At 68.0% G+C, this 12,928-nt stretch carries 15 protein-coding genes and 1 tRNA gene; 8 read left to right on the forward strand and 8 right to left on the reverse strand.

The features are described from left to right. The first annotated feature begins 106 nt into the window (after window positions 1–106). Window positions 107–925 carry an alpha/beta hydrolase gene (locus AB0M56_RS43130; RefSeq protein WP_364187232.1) on the forward strand — a complete coding sequence of 273 codons (819 nt, stop codon included), beginning with the start codon at window positions 107–109 and terminating at the stop codon, window positions 923–925. 64 nt (window positions 926–989) lie between these two features. Here the strand turns inward: AB0M56_RS43130 and AB0M56_RS43135 are convergent, their stop codons facing one another. After that, complete coding sequence (locus AB0M56_RS43135; RefSeq protein ID WP_364187235.1) at window positions 990–1,640, reverse strand: helix-turn-helix domain-containing protein; 651 nt, start codon at window positions 1,638–1,640, stop codon at window positions 990–992. 71 nt (window positions 1,641–1,711) lie between these two features. Here AB0M56_RS43135 and AB0M56_RS43140 point away from each other — a divergent pair, with 71 nt between their 5' ends. Beyond that, a complete protein-coding gene (locus AB0M56_RS43140) occupies window positions 1,712–2,707 on the forward strand; it encodes an alpha/beta fold hydrolase (RefSeq protein WP_364187238.1) in 996 nt (331 codons plus the stop codon). A gap of 194 nt (window positions 2,708–2,901) precedes the next feature. Here the strand turns inward: AB0M56_RS43140 and AB0M56_RS43145 are convergent, their stop codons facing one another. Next, the gene (locus tag AB0M56_RS43145; RefSeq protein WP_364187241.1) at window positions 2,902–3,480 is read right to left on the reverse strand and encodes a TetR/AcrR family transcriptional regulator; all 579 of its coding nucleotides are present in this window, start codon (window positions 3,478–3,480) and stop codon (window positions 2,902–2,904) included. A gap of 90 nt (window positions 3,481–3,570) precedes the next feature. On the opposite strand from AB0M56_RS43145, the gene AB0M56_RS43150 reads away from it, so the two are divergent. Both AB0M56_RS43150 and AB0M56_RS43155 read left to right on the forward strand, forming a co-directional pair. Beyond that, window positions 3,571–4,017 carry a DUF1772 domain-containing protein gene (locus AB0M56_RS43150; protein ID WP_364187244.1) on the forward strand — a complete coding sequence of 149 codons (447 nt, stop codon included), beginning with the start codon at window positions 3,571–3,573 and terminating at the stop codon, window positions 4,015–4,017. Window positions 4,018–4,035: 18 nt separating this feature from the next. Further along, entirely contained in the window at window positions 4,036–4,311 is a 276-nt protein-coding gene (locus tag AB0M56_RS43155) for an antibiotic biosynthesis monooxygenase family protein (protein ID WP_364187278.1), read from the forward strand. Between the two features lie 397 nt (window positions 4,312–4,708). Here AB0M56_RS43155 and AB0M56_RS43160 read toward each other — a convergent pair whose 3' ends face one another. Continuing rightward, on the reverse strand, window positions 4,709–5,185 hold the full coding sequence (locus AB0M56_RS43160) for a DIP1984 family protein (protein WP_364187247.1): 477 nt from the start codon (window positions 5,183–5,185) through the stop codon (window positions 4,709–4,711). A 145-nt stretch (window positions 5,186–5,330) separates the two neighbouring features. On the opposite strand from AB0M56_RS43160, the gene AB0M56_RS43165 reads away from it, so the two are divergent. Both AB0M56_RS43165 and AB0M56_RS43170 read left to right on the forward strand, forming a co-directional pair. Then, window positions 5,331–5,675, forward strand: a complete 345-nt coding sequence (locus AB0M56_RS43165) for a hypothetical protein (RefSeq protein WP_364187249.1) — start codon at window positions 5,331–5,333, stop codon at window positions 5,673–5,675. Window positions 5,676–5,824: 149 nt separating this feature from the next. Further along, the gene (locus tag AB0M56_RS43170) at window positions 5,825–6,808 is read left to right on the forward strand and encodes a VCBS repeat-containing protein (RefSeq protein ID WP_364187252.1); all 984 of its coding nucleotides are present in this window, start codon (window positions 5,825–5,827) and stop codon (window positions 6,806–6,808) included. Window positions 6,809–7,044: 236 nt separating this feature from the next. Here the strand turns inward: AB0M56_RS43170 and AB0M56_RS43175 are convergent. Further along, window positions 7,045–7,118 (reverse strand) — tRNA-Leu (locus AB0M56_RS43175). Window positions 7,119–7,240: 122 nt separating this feature from the next. Between AB0M56_RS43175 and AB0M56_RS43180 the strand changes: the two genes are divergently transcribed. Beyond that, window positions 7,241–7,462 (forward strand): DUF3618 domain-containing protein, encoded by a 222-nt coding sequence (locus AB0M56_RS43180; RefSeq protein WP_364187255.1) that lies wholly within the window; start codon window positions 7,241–7,243, stop codon window positions 7,460–7,462. A 105-nt stretch (window positions 7,463–7,567) separates the two neighbouring features. On the opposite strand, the gene AB0M56_RS43185 is transcribed toward AB0M56_RS43180, so the two are convergent. Together AB0M56_RS43185 and AB0M56_RS43190 are read right to left on the reverse strand one after the other, a co-directional pair. Then, window positions 7,568–8,059, reverse strand: a complete 492-nt coding sequence (locus tag AB0M56_RS43185; protein ID WP_364187258.1) for a hypothetical protein — start codon at window positions 8,057–8,059, stop codon at window positions 7,568–7,570. A gap of 220 nt (window positions 8,060–8,279) precedes the next feature. Then, window positions 8,280–8,879: a TetR/AcrR family transcriptional regulator gene (locus AB0M56_RS43190; RefSeq protein WP_364187261.1), complete on the reverse strand. Its 600-nt coding sequence runs from the start codon at window positions 8,877–8,879 to the stop codon at window positions 8,280–8,282. A 70-nt stretch (window positions 8,880–8,949) separates the two neighbouring features. On the opposite strand from AB0M56_RS43190, the gene AB0M56_RS43195 reads away from it, so the two are divergent. After that, on the forward strand, window positions 8,950–10,410 hold the full coding sequence (locus AB0M56_RS43195) for an NAD(P)/FAD-dependent oxidoreductase (RefSeq protein WP_364187264.1): 1,461 nt from the start codon (window positions 8,950–8,952) through the stop codon (window positions 10,408–10,410). 229 nt (window positions 10,411–10,639) lie between these two features. Here the strand turns inward: AB0M56_RS43195 and AB0M56_RS43200 are convergent, their stop codons facing one another. Beyond that, window positions 10,640–11,134 (reverse strand): helix-turn-helix domain-containing protein, encoded by a 495-nt coding sequence (locus AB0M56_RS43200; RefSeq protein WP_220247062.1) that lies wholly within the window; start codon window positions 11,132–11,134, stop codon window positions 10,640–10,642. 184 nt (window positions 11,135–11,318) lie between these two features. After that, window positions 11,319–12,782: an LCP family protein gene (locus tag AB0M56_RS43205; RefSeq protein WP_364187282.1), complete on the reverse strand. Its 1,464-nt coding sequence runs from the start codon at window positions 12,780–12,782 to the stop codon at window positions 11,319–11,321. Window positions 12,783–12,928: the final 146 nt, after the last annotated feature.

Here is a 12,928-nt window from a genome sequence, read left to right on the forward strand (position 1 = left end):
CGCGCTCGCCCGCGATCAGCCGCAGGACTCATTACCTGACAGGTAATCGACTGGCCTCTCGGCTTCAGCGAATATTGGGTCATAACACAATGGTGAGGAGCTGAAAATGCCTTTCTTCGAGGTCGGTGGCGGGACGCGTTTGTCGTATGAGGATTACGGTGCGGGCGCGCCGATGGTGTTCGTCTCCAGTTGGGTGCTGAACGCCGAAATGTGGGAATATCAGGTCCCGTTCTTCGTCGAGCAGGGATTCCGGTGTGTCCTGCTGGACCGGCGGGGGCACGGCCGCTCGGACCGCCCCTCCTCCGGTTACGACGCGGACACCAGCGCCGATGATCTGGCCGCGTTGATCGAGCATCTGGACCTCCGTGGCATCACGCTGGTCGCCCACTCGGCCGGCGGTGGCGAGGCCGCACGCTATCTGTCCCGGCACGGTGAGGAGCGGGTCTCCCGCGTCGCGTTCCTGGCGTCGACGTTGCCGTACCTCAAACTGTCCGAGGACAATCCCGAAGGAATTCCCGAGGCGGTCAACGAGGCAACGCTGGCACAATTGCGCAAGGACCGGCCGAAGTGGTTCGCCGATCGAGCGCAGGGTTATTTCGCCACGCATCTGGGCAACGACGTCTCACCGGCACTGATCGAGCACGAGGTCCGGCGCTGCCTGTCGCCATCGCCGTTCGCGACGGCCGCGATGTTCCACTCGAACTTCCACACCGATTTCCGCCCTGACCTGCGTCACATCACCATTCCGACGCTGGTTGTGCACGGAGTGGCCGACCAGTCCGCACCCATCGACGTCACCGGCCGTCGTACCCGGAAGCTGGTGCCCCATGCCGTCTACCGGGAATATCCCTCTGCCGGGCACGGCCTGTACGTCACCCACGCTGAACAACTCAACGCCGATATCTTGGAGTTCATCAAGAGCTGAGGTGTTTCCCTGCCGCGTGCGAGTACAAGGCGGCCAGGCGCACGGCGGCCGACGAGCCCTCGAATCAATCGCGGGTACGTCGGTGAGGCTCAGAGATACTCCTTTTGGCCCGTTGTGTCGCCGGGTCCTGCCGCAGTCCGGTGAGCAACAGTGTGATCATGCGCCGGGTGTAGTCGATGTGCGACGGGCCGGGCGTGCACAGGTGTGCGACTGCGCGGAGGAGATCCATCGCGCTCGCTCCGTCCCCGATCGCCCCCGTGACTCGCGCGCCCTGCAAAAGCTCGTCGAGTGCCGGCTCGAGCCGTTCCAGCAGTTGTGCGCCGAGTCCGGCGAAGGTCGCTTCGCCCGACTGCAGCGCCACTGCGAGACCGTGTTTTGTGAGGACGAATGCACAATAGCGGTCGAGCCACAGTGTGAGGGCATCCATCGGCGGGTGAGCCGCGGCGAGCTCCTGGGCCGTTTCGACGCACTCGTCGACGTCATGCCGCAGCACTGCGATTACGAGATCGGTCCGCTTGGGGAAGTGGCGGTACAGGGTCGCGACTCCGACTCCGGCCTCCAGGGCTATGTCCTTCACGTGCGCGTCGACGCCGTCGCGGGCGAATACGGCGCGGGCGCCCTCGATGAGCGCCTCGACGTTGCGCCGGGCGTCCGCACGAAGGGGCGCCTGCGGCACGGCGTCGTTCCTGCTGGTCATGGGCACCTCTTTTGCCAAGCGGAATCTGATTCCATATAGTAGCGAAGTGACAACCGGAATCCGATTCCATCTAGCCGACGGGACAGCAGATGACTGACGGCACCGCCGTGCACGACGACCTCTGGGACCGCGCCGACGCGCTCGTCGGCCGGGCACGCACGATTCCGGTCTCCGGCTCGACGCCCTTCCTGTCGGTGAGCCCGGTCGTGCTCCCGGCACCCGGACGGCCCACCCCGCTGCAGGTCCGCGTCTCCGCACCCACCTCGGGAGACCGGTTGCCGGTCGTGCTGCTCTCCCACGGCGGAGGGGTCACGAACTACGTCTCATCGAACCGCGGACTGGCGCCGCTGTCGGACTTCTGGGCGGCCCACGGGTTCGTGGTCGTGCAGCCCACCCACCTCAGCTCGAAGTCCCTGGGGCTGCCACGGTCCGCGCCCGACGCACGCGCGTATTGGGAGTCGCGCGTACAGGACCTTACCGCCGTCCTGGACCACTTCGACCTCGTCGAGGCCGCCGTACCGGGGCTGGCCGGGCGCGTCGACCGCGGCCGGGTCGCCGTCGCCGGGCACTCGATGGGCGGGCAGACGGCGAGCATGCTCCTCGGCGCACGCGTGGTGGAGGACGGCGACACCGTCCGCGCGTTTGACGACCGGGTCAAGGCGGGCGTCCTCCTCGCATCGACAGGCGCCGGGGACGATCACCTCACGGACTTGGCGAAGCGGTTCACCGCACTGCGGACGGCCGGGTTCGAGGAAATGACGACGCCCACGCTCGTGATCGTCGGCGACCAGGACGACTCGCCCGAGCTCACCGACCGAGGGCCGGACTACCACGCCGACGCCTACCACCAGGCGCCCGGACCGAAGTCGCTGCTCACCCTGCACGGTGGCGAGCACATGCTCGGCGGCGTCACCGGCTACGACACCGTCGAGACAACCGACGAGGATCCGGAACGCGTGGCCGTGATCCAGCGGATGAGCTGGGCATTCCTGCGCGACACCCTCACGTCCGACACCTCGGCGTGGCCGGCGGCAACGGCCGCGTTCGCGCGCCTCGACGCGATCGGTCGGCTGGAGAGCAAGTGACCACCACACCCGTTCGGCCTTCCGGTAGCAGGCGCCGAAAATACAACGCTTGGCCGAGCGGAGCCTGATCAGCGTGGTACGTCGTCGGGTTGTCCGACTTCGTACTGCAGGAGTGATCCGGAAGACGTGGCACAGGCAAGCCGCGATTCCTGCGGGGACTTACCACCCGGCCGCCCGTCCGCCGGGACGGTGTGTCAGAGCATGGCGAGCCGGTCCACCAGCAGTTCCACCCTCGGCTCGGTGTCCTCCGGCGGCAGCCGTCCCGCTCGACTCAGGGTGGCCAGCCCGTGCAGAGCCGCCCAGAACACCTCGGTGAACAGTCCAGGGTGGACGCCGTCCCCGGCGACCTCGCCGAGAGTCTCCAGCAGGGCGGCGAAGGCGTCCTTCAGCGGCTCCGGGGTGTCCTCGTTCGCGAACATCAGGCCGCCGTCGAGCTGGAACATGGAGTCGTAGACCGCCGGGTTGCGCTCGGCGAAGTCGAGGTAGGCGCGGGCGAGTGCGGTGACCCGGGCGCGCGGGCCGTCCGCGGCGGAGGTCGCGGCCCGCAGCGCCGCGGCCATCTCGGTGGCCCCCTCGAGGGCGACGGCGCCGATGATCTCGCGCTTGCCGCGGAAATGGCTGTAGAGGACGGGCTGGCTGTACTCGATGCGCTCGGCGAGCAGGCGGGTGGTGACCGCGTCCCAGCCCTGCTGCTCGGCGAGTTCGCGGGCCGTCGCCACGATGAGGCGTTCGCGGTCCGCCCGTTCGCGCTGCTTGCGTTCCTGTACCGACATGGTTGGAGTCTAGCACCGCTAGACAACCGAGCGGCAGTAGTACTAGCGTTGCCTCAACAGCTAGCAACACTAGATTTCTGGAGGGACATCATGCTCGGCACGCTCGAGGTCGTCACCATCGTGGTGGTCGGGGTGATGGTGGGGGTGGAGTTCTCCGTCGCCTTCGTCATGAACCGGATCTTCAGCGGACTCCCCGACGACAGCAACCAGGCCGCCCGCTCCCACGGGGGCCGGATGCTCGGCGCGCTCATGCCGTTCTGGTACATCGGCTCGCTGGTCCTGAGCGCGGTCTGGGCCATTGCCGGATGGCAGCACCCTGGAACCGGCCTCGTCGTCATCGCCGCCGCGCTGCTGATCGTGAGCGTGGTCATGTCGCTGCTGCTGCTCGTCCCGATCAACAACCGGGGCAAGACGTGGACCCCTGACAACCGGCCCGCCGACTGGAAGAAGCAGATGAACCGCTGGGACCGCTACCACTACGTCCGCGTCGCCATCATCATCGCCGCCTTCACCCTGCTGGTCGCGGCTCTCACCTGAGCCCGCGGGCCCATCGTCCTGGCCAACACCTTCTTGGTTCCGAAGAAGGGGGTTGAAGCGTTCCTGGCCCTCTTTCGGAGGCAGGCGGAGTTCATGAAGGCTCAGCCGGGTTTCGTCTCCTTGCAGATGCACAAGGGAACGGCGGACAGCCAGCTTCTGATGAACGTCGCGGTCTGGGAGTCGACCGATGCCCTCGCCAAGGCGTTCGGCAGCCCGGAATTCCAGCGCATGGCGGCCGAGTTCCCCGACGACATCGTGTCGTACCCGCACATCTTCGAGCAGATCGACGTATGACACGGCAGTTGTAGCCGGGGAGGGCAGCTGGAGAAGCCCTGCCTTCCCTCGGGGAGTCGCTGATCCATGCACCATGCCGCGTCGCCGAGGCCGCCACCATGCGTAGCCCCGTCCCTGAAGAGGAGTCAGATGACCGTGGAACCGAATCGCGGCACCCGACCGCCTGGCGGTGCCCTGACACGGAAAACCCCTTACCCGCCCTCACCTTCCCGGGGAACCAGCACGTGGTGGTGAAGTGTGCCGCGTGCGCGGTCACCTGTGCGCGGTGCTGGGCTGCGCTGTCCAAATGGGGAATTGAACCCCTGCGTTGCCCGCCACGCGCCACGAGCCGGATTGGCCGCCGGCCCTCGGCTTGTGCTCGCTTTCCCCGGGCGGTTACCTGCTTCCGTGCCGCCGGTCAGTGCAGGAGGTCGGCCTCCCAGTTGGTGCGCTGGATGTCGATGTCGAGGTGGCGCAGCTCGAGGGCGACGCGGTCGGCCTGCTCGCGCAGCTCGGACACCGGGAGGGCGGCCAGCTGCCTCAGCTCGGACCGCAGCTGGCGCCCCATGGCCTGCCCGCGCCCAGCCGCGGCGTCGGCCGCCGCGGTGAGCACGGAGTGGCGCAGGCGCAGCACGTCGCGGCGGGCGAGGGCGTCGGTGACGGTGCCGTCGCCGAACGGGGTCTGCGCGTTGGTCCGGTTGATGCGCCGGATCAACGTCTCCAGTTCGGTGAGGACGGTCCCGGCCTCGGTGAGCAGCTCGGCCGCGTCCTCGGACGGTGGCTCACCTTCCTGGTAGCGGGCGCTCGCGACGACCCGCGTGCGCAGCTGCTCGATCCGCTTCGCCGCGTCAGCACGCAGCGCCAGTGCCTCCGCGAGCTTCATCTCCTCGCTCATGCCGCGAGAGTAACGGCGATCAACTTCGGTTCCTACTTTGGCCTGGTGGTGCTTCCGGTGGTTCGACCCCTTCGCAGTCGGGGTCACCCCTCTGTCGACACGACCTTGCCGTCTGGACGCGGTGATCGCCTGGGTGAGGAGAACGATGATGCGCGTGACGCAGAGAAACCCAGTACTCAAGCTCGCCGACCTTCGCCGGACCTGTTCTCTGCTGCTGGACGAGATACAGCGCCGATTCGGCGATGCGATCAACCTGGCTGATGTGCCCGTCGACTACTACTGGAACGTGGACCTGGCCGCCGCGTTCGACATCCACCAAGGTCCCGAAGCGCACCTCGACTGCGGCCAGAGCAGCGACGACTTTGCCGAAGTGACAGCCGCGGCCCAGCGCGGACCAGACGACGTGATCGCGCTCTGGCACGACCTCGACCACCTGGCCGGAGTCCTGCGGCTGCTGGCATTTCTCGACCTACCCGCCAGGCCTCGGTGAGTGTTCCGCGAACGATCGTTTCTGATACCGGAGTCCCGCCCCAGCAAGTGCTGTGGTGTGCCGCCGTAACGTTTCCCGGCTGCTCGCGCGACGTGAATACGGCAAAGCCGACACGAAGGGGAGACGTGATGCGAGCTCGAGCACTTGTGATGGCTGGTGTCGCCGGTCTGCTGTCCTTGACAGTCACCGCGCCGGCGGAGGCGTCCGGCGTACCGGAGCTGTGGTCGACCGGACCGTTCACCGCGCAAATCGCGGTCAGAGCCGGAGACGTCAACGGCGACGGCAAGGACGACCTCGCCGGCTTCAACACCTTCCAGAACGCGTGCTACGTGAAGCTGTCGACCGGCTCGGGCTTCCAGCCGCAGCAGGATTGGAGCCTGTGCGCGAATAGCCTCGACGACAGCCCGTACTACGGATACTTCCTCGGCGACGTGGACAACGACGGCCGCGCGGACGCCATCACGGTCCGGCCGCACACGCATTCGAGCCCGCGCATACAGGGCATCTTCGTGTCGAGGTCGATCATCGGCACCGACGGCGTGGAACGGTTCTCGCCGCCCACGCAATGGCTGAACAACACCATCGCCGGCGACCAGGGGAGCCTGGCGGTGGACCTGGAGGGCGACGGGGACACCGACGTGATCGGCTTGTTCGCGGGGGTCCCGCTATTGGCGGCAGTCTCGGACGGCACGAAGATGCTGAACCCGTTGACAACGTGGGGCCCGGACACCCTCCGCGGTGAGAAGGCGACGCTGGCGGCGGACGCGACCGGTGACGGCCTGGCCGATTGCATCCTCGTCGACTCGAGCGGTATGCGCGTGGTGCCCGCCACCACGGAGACCCGCTGGCACGTCACCCCGCCGCAGCAGTGGTCGACCACGCCGTTCTCCGGCACCGAGAAGACCTTCACCGGGGACATCGACGCCGACGGCAAGGCAGACCTCATCGCCGTCAACGACACCGATGTGCAGGTCATGCGCTCCACCGGCACGGGCTATTCCGCGCCCGAAGTGTGGTACGCGGGCTCGTTCGCCGGCACGAAGGACACCCTCACGGCCGATGTGGACGGTGACGGCGATACGGACCTCGTCGCGGTGAACGACACCGACATCTGGGTGCTGCGCTCGCAGTAGGACTCAGGAGTCCAGCACGACATCCGACGCCAATGCCGTGGGTCGAGCACAGCCATGCCGACGGAGTCTCCAGCCCGCTCCTGCGGGCGGCGGTCGGCGAGCTCCCGGATCCAGGGGGACTCGCCCGATGCGCTGTTCGCGTCGTGTCACGCTTCGCGCGTTCCGATCGGCAGCCCCTTCGAGCCGTGAAACCGCAGATCAAGGCGCTCGAAGGGGCTACCGATGCTTCGGGTGAGTGGGGCCGGAGAGACTCGAACTCTCACTGGCACGGACCTAAACCGTGTGCCTCTGCCAATTGGGCTACGGCCCCGGGAAAGCCTGGAGAATCGTAGCGCGCGCCACGTTCGGGGTGGCTCGGCGTGGCCAGTGGCCGTGATGGGGGTGTCGTCCTCTAACGTGGGCGCCTACAGTCCGACGCGGCGAGGAGGGCACGTGGCTCGCGACCCCGAGACCATCGAGCGTGAGATCGAGCAGGCCAGGACGGCGCTGGCGGCGACGCTCGACCAGCTGGGCACCAAGGCCAATCCCCAGAAGCTCGCGGCCCAGGCCAAGAACGGCATCCGCGCGAAGCTGGACGACCCCAAGGTCAAGTACCCGCTCATCGGCGTGGGGGCGTTGATCGTGGCGCTGCTGGTGCGCAAGCTGTTCCGCTGATCCACCGATACGTCTGAGCGGGCCCGGAGACGGGTCCGCTCAGACGTATTCACGTATGAAAGATCGACAAAGCGACAACTGGCCCGGCGTACCGGAACGGCGGTGTCAGGCGCGTGGGGAGACCGTCGGCTTCGAGGTGGGGACGGCGGGCGTCTCCTCGGCCTTGCGGTCCTCGACTTCCTTCGACAGCTGCTTGCTCGGCGGAAGCTGAGGCTTGGCCGCAGCGGGAGCACCAGCCGAGGCGGAAGTACCAGCAGAGGCGGAAGTACCAGCAGAGGCGGAAGCACCAGCAGAGGCCGAAGCGGCGGCAGCAGCCGGCTTCGAAGACCCCGACGGCGGCACCTCCAGCGGCTCGATGTCCGGCAGGGTGAGCCGCGCGGTCATGTAGGAGCTGGTGAACTCCAGGGCGCTCCCGTTGAGCAGGTGCACGACCGTGGGTCGCCCGTCCGGGGCGAGCTCGTCGACGAGCTGGTCCGCGCGGTCACGCGCGGCGATGATGCCCGGCGCCTTCGCGGTCCGTGCCTCGCCGCGGCCGCTGACGGTGATCGTCCAGTCGTCGTTTTCGTGCGCGTACGTCGCTGTGATCGTCTCCACCACTACCTCACCCCTCTCGCCATCAGCATGCGTCACTGGCCGAGACTCGGCCACCGCACGCTCATGACGCGATTTCTGCGCCCCCGCGCAACCCGCGACTGTCCATCAGTCTTTCTACAGGGTTCTCGATACCGTAAAGAAACTCTGTGTCACAAGACACGGGAGGGGATTCGCACTGAGTGACGACCGAATGGCCTAATGCGCGTGCATTTTCACGCGCACCTCAGCGGGCGCGTGGTGACAGTCCGGACCAGAGCATGTCCATGGCGTAGTCGGTCGCCATCTCGGGGGTCACGTCCGGGAAGCGCTCGCACCAGATCGCGAGACGCTCGCACGCGCCGACCACGAACTCGGCCGACGCTTCGGCGCGCAGTTCGTCCGAGTCGTCGAAGTGGCCGCTCATCAACGCCGCGATCAGGTCCGTCTGCTGCCGTCGTGTCTGCTCGATCTCGTCGGCCGCCGGCGTGCCGATCAGTGCCATCTCGTGCCGCAGCAGCGACCAGGCCTCCCGGCGCTCGCGGATGAAGACGAAGAACGCCAGCAGCCCGCGACGCAGCGCGTCCTCGGCGGAAACCGCGCCGACCGTCGCCTGTTCGGTCACCTCGCGCAGCGCCGCCCGCGACTGCCGGATGCACGCCAGCAGCAGGCCTTCCTTGGAGTGGAAGTACTCGTACAGCATCGGCTTCGACACGCCCACGAGCTCGGCGATCTCGTCCATCGACGCCGCGCCGTAGCCGCGCTCGGTGAACACCCGTTCGGCGACCTCGATCATCTGCCGTTCGCGCTCGGCCCGGGGCACGCGCTTGCGTTTCGCGGTGGTCACGAGAACACTCTACCGCCGGTAACCTACTCCAAGTAGGATGGACTTTGAGTAACACCAAACGGGAGGGCGCATGGGCAACCGCACCGAGACCGGGGTGATCGTGGTCGGGACCGGGTTCTCCGGCCTGGGCATGGCCATCCAGCTGCGCAAGGACGGCCGCGAAGACTTCGTGATCCTCGAGAAGGCCGACGACGTCGGCGGGACCTGGCGCGACAACAGCTATCCCGGCTGCGCCTGCGACATCCCGTCGCACATGTACTCGTTCTCCTTCGAGCAGAACCCCGGCTGGTCGCGCGCCTACTCGCCGCAGCCCGAGATCTGGAGCTACCTGCGCGGCGTCACGGAGAAGTACGGCCTGCGCCGCTTCTTGCGCTTCGGCCAGGAGATGACCGGCGCGCGCTGGGACGCCGATGAGAACCGCTGGCACGTCACCACCAAGTCGGGCGACGAGTTCGTCGCCAAGGCCCTGGTCGCGGGCGTCGGCGCGCTGCACCGCCCGCAGATCCCGCGCCTGCCCGGCATCGAGAATTTCGCCGGTCCGGCGTTCCACTCCGCGCAGTGGGACCACGACGTGGACCTCACCGGCAAGCGCGTCGCGGTGGTCGGCACGGGCGCGAGCGCGGTGCAGTTCGTGCCCCAGATCGTCGGGCAGGTCGAGAACCTGACGCTCTTCCAGCGCACCCCGCCGTGGGTGATGCCGAAGGCCGACCACGACATGCCCGGCTGGGTCCGCGGCCTGTTCAAGGCGGTCCCGCTCGCGCAACGCGCCTACCGCGACGTCCTCTACTGGATGCTCGAGGCCCGCGCCGTCGGCTTCAACGGCCAGCCGTGGGTGATGCAGCTCGGCCAGCGCATCGCCAAGCGCAACATCGACCAGGCCGTGGCCGACCCGGCTCTGCGCGCGAAGCTGACGCCCGACTACACCATGGGCTGCAAGCGCGTGCTGATCTCCAACGACTACTACCCGGCCCTGGCCAGGGACAACGTCGACGTGGTCACCGAAGGCGTCGCCGAGGTCCGCGAGCACAGCGTGGTCGACGCCGCCGGTGTGGAGCACGAGGTCGACGTGATCATCTACGGCACCGGCTTCCACGTCACCGACGCGTTCGACACGCTCGAGATAGTCGGGCGCGACGGGCGCAACCTCGCCAAGGAGTGGGCGGCCGAGGGGATGCGCACGCACCTCGGCATCACCGTCAACGGGTTCCCGAACCTGTTCTTCCTGCTCGGCCCCAACACCGGACTCGGCCACAACTCCGTGGTGTTCATGATCGAGTCCCAGATCTCCTACATCGCGCAGGCGCTGCGCCTGGCGGGCGACCGCGCGATCGACCCGCGGCCACAGGTGCAGGAGGCGTTCAACACCGACGTGCAGCGCAAGCTCGCGAAGGGGATCTGGACGCAGGGCGGCTGCAAGAGCTGGTACCTCGACGCGAAGGGCGTGAACCGCACGATCTGGCCTGGCTTCACGTGGCGGTACTGGCTCGACACGCGCACGGTTCGCCGGGAGGACTACGAACTGCTCGGCTGACAACGCAGGGCGCAAGGGGTACGAAGGGGACTTTCGCGGCAGGGGAGGAGGCGCGAAAGTCCCCTTCGTAGCTTGTGGGGAGGGCAGGAAGGCGCGCCGAACAAGCCCACGGACGGCGGTGGGCGTGCTCGGGTCAGGGATGAGGGGGCGGGGGCTTTCGCGACCCTCGACAACGCGAAAGCCCCCGGCCGGGACCGGCGAAACGGCCCGGGTCAGCTCCGCCCGTGGCTCAGGCGGGTGCGAGTTTGCGCAGGTGGCTGATCAGGTCGACGACCTGCAGGTCGCACAGCTCGGCCATCCGCTCGAGCGCGGCCAGGTCGAGCGACACCTCGGCCGGGCCCGAGCTCACCGTGGTCGCGCCGGCTCCCGGATCGCCACGGCGCAGCCGGTCCTCGGCCCAGCGGCGCAGGGGCAGCAGTTCGGGCGAGGCCTCGGCCACCACTCGCCGCAGGTCCACCCGCACGCGTCCGGGCTCTTCCACGAACACGCGCCGGTGCACCTTGGCCAGCAGGTCCTGGGGCAGCTCGTCCATCGCGACGCACAGCTCGACCAGGCGCACCACGGAACACTGCCGCGTGCCCAGCTCGTACGTCGCCAGCGTCTGCAGGGAGATCTCACTCTGCAGATGCGTGTTCAGCTCCTTGCGCGTCCAGCCTCGCCTGCGCCGGAGCTTGCGGAGCTCGTCACCGAGTATCCGCTGGTAGTGCTCAGCGTCGATCACCACTTCCTCGTCCCCTGCCCTGCTCACGCTCCCACACGCGGGCGTTCGCTCTCGTGACTGCGAACGCGTGCGCGTCTCACGTGTATGAAAGTGGGCAGTGCGCTTTTCCTTACGCGGTTTCGGGCAAGTCTTTGGTGACGATTTCGCAGACTGCTCCGAACGGACGAACCGCGGTGCGCTGAACAGGTCAGTTGACGCAGGGAACGCCATCGGCCGTGATCGGCTTCTGGTCGTCGCCGGCGGCCGGCGGGGGTGCCGGGGTCGACGCGGGCGCGTGGGCCGCGCCGGCCGGCGCACCGGAGCCGGCGTTGTCGGCGCTCGGCTGGTAGTCCGAGCCGAGGAACACCATCACGTGACCGGCGCCGACGCTCTTGTCCTCCTGCACCGTCGCCTTGGTGCCGAGCGCGTCGGCCACGGCGTTGCCGGAGTCCTCGCCGCCGGAGGGCACCCAGATCACGGTGGTCTTGCGTGAGGTCGCGTTGGCCGTGTCGCCCGCGGTGAAGCCCTTGCCGGTGAGCTGCTTCGACACGCTCGCGGCCAGGCCCGTGCGGCCCGAGGCGTTGCGGACGTCGACGGTGATGCCCTTGTTCGCGTCGTTGGTCTGGGGCGCCTGTTCTTGACCAGGCTGTTGGCCGGGCTGCGGACCGGCGAGGCCCTGCACGAACTTCTTCACGGCCTGCGGGTCGACCTTGATGGCGTCACCGTCGCTGGGCGACTTGTACGCGACGTCCTCCACCGGGATCGTGCGGAACTCGAGCTGCCCGCCGGTGAGGCCCTTCATCTGCTGGGCGAAGCTGAAGATGTCCCAGTTCTGGTTGAGGACCACCGACTTCTTGATGGCTTCGATGAGCGCGTTGAGCTTGCCCGGGTCGGTGAGCGTGCCGGCCGAGAGCACCTTGCGCGCCATGCCGGCCATGAACACCTGCTGGCGCACCACCCGGTCGAGGTCGCCGCGCGGCAGGCCGTGGCGCTGCCGGACGAACTCCAGTGCCTGCACCCCGGAGATCGTGTGCACGCCCTTGGTGAACTTCGCGCCGGAGTAGGAGTCGTCGACGCTGTTGTTGAGGCACACGTCGACGCCGCCGATGGCCTGCGTGATCTCGCTGAAGCCGAGCAGGTTGATCGCCGCGTAGTTGTCGATCGTCGAGCCGGTGAGCGCCTCGACGGTGGTGATCAGCTCCTTCGCGCCGGCCTGGTTGGCCTTGACGTCGAGCTCCTTCGGGTCCGTCACGCCTTGCTGCTGCAGGTCCTTGCGCGCCTGCAGCATCGCGCGGGGGTACGCGGAGTTGATCTTGTGCTCGCCGAAGCCGGGGATGTTCACGTACGAGTCGCGCGGCAGCGAGATCGCGACGGCCTTGCTGCCGTCGTTCGGGATGTGCACGAAGATCAGTGAGTCGGTGTTGAGCTCGCCGTCGGCCACGCCCGCGCGCAGCTGGGCGAGCAGCTGCGGGGAGAGCGGGTTGCCCTGCGCGTCGGTGCGGCTGTCGAGGCCGACCAGGAGGATGTCGCGCGCGCCGTCGGCGGGCTGGTCGCCGCCCGATTGCGGGTTGATCACGTCGGCGTAGTTGAGGCCGTTGACCAGGCCCTGCAGCGACGCCCACGCGTAGCCGGTGAAGGCCATGACCAGCAGCGACACCACGGCGAGGGTGATCTTCGCGCCGCGGTGCGAGCCTCGCCGGCCAGAGCGCCGCGGCGGCGGACCGGACCGGCGCTGCGTGGCGGTTCCTTCGCCTTGCCGCGAGAAAACAAGTCGACGCTAGCGCGCGCCAGGTCACGTCGCGCCGCGGACAGCAGCGG

Source organism: Amycolatopsis sp. NPDC051372 (genome assembly GCF_040682095.1).
Taxonomy (GTDB): domain Bacteria; phylum Actinomycetota; class Actinomycetes; order Mycobacteriales; family Pseudonocardiaceae; genus Amycolatopsis.

What these genes read in the sequence shown, in the direction of transcription:
- AB0M56_RS43170 (WP_364187252.1), top strand. Translation starts at nt 5,825, where the DNA reads ATGGCTGGTGTCGCCGGTCTGCTGTCCTTGACAGTCACCGCGCCGGCG.
- AB0M56_RS43140 (WP_364187238.1), top strand. Translation starts at nt 1,712, where the DNA reads ATGACTGACGGCACCGCCGTGCACGACGACCTCTGGGACCGCGCCGAC.
- AB0M56_RS43195 (WP_364187264.1), top strand. Translation starts at nt 8,950, where the DNA reads ATGGGCAACCGCACCGAGACCGGGGTGATCGTGGTCGGGACCGGGTTC.
- AB0M56_RS43165 (WP_364187249.1), top strand. Translation starts at nt 5,331, where the DNA reads ATGATGCGCGTGACGCAGAGAAACCCAGTACTCAAGCTCGCCGACCTT.
- AB0M56_RS43145 (WP_364187241.1), bottom strand. Translation starts at nt 3,480, where the DNA reads ATGTCGGTACAGGAACGCAAGCAGCGCGAACGGGCGGACCGCGAACGC.
- AB0M56_RS43150 (WP_364187244.1), top strand. Translation starts at nt 3,571, where the DNA reads ATGCTCGGCACGCTCGAGGTCGTCACCATCGTGGTGGTCGGGGTGATG.
- AB0M56_RS43130 (WP_364187232.1), top strand. Translation starts at nt 107, where the DNA reads ATGCCTTTCTTCGAGGTCGGTGGCGGGACGCGTTTGTCGTATGAGGAT.
- AB0M56_RS43160 (WP_364187247.1), bottom strand. Translation starts at nt 5,185, where the DNA reads ATGAGCGAGGAGATGAAGCTCGCGGAGGCACTGGCGCTGCGTGCTGAC.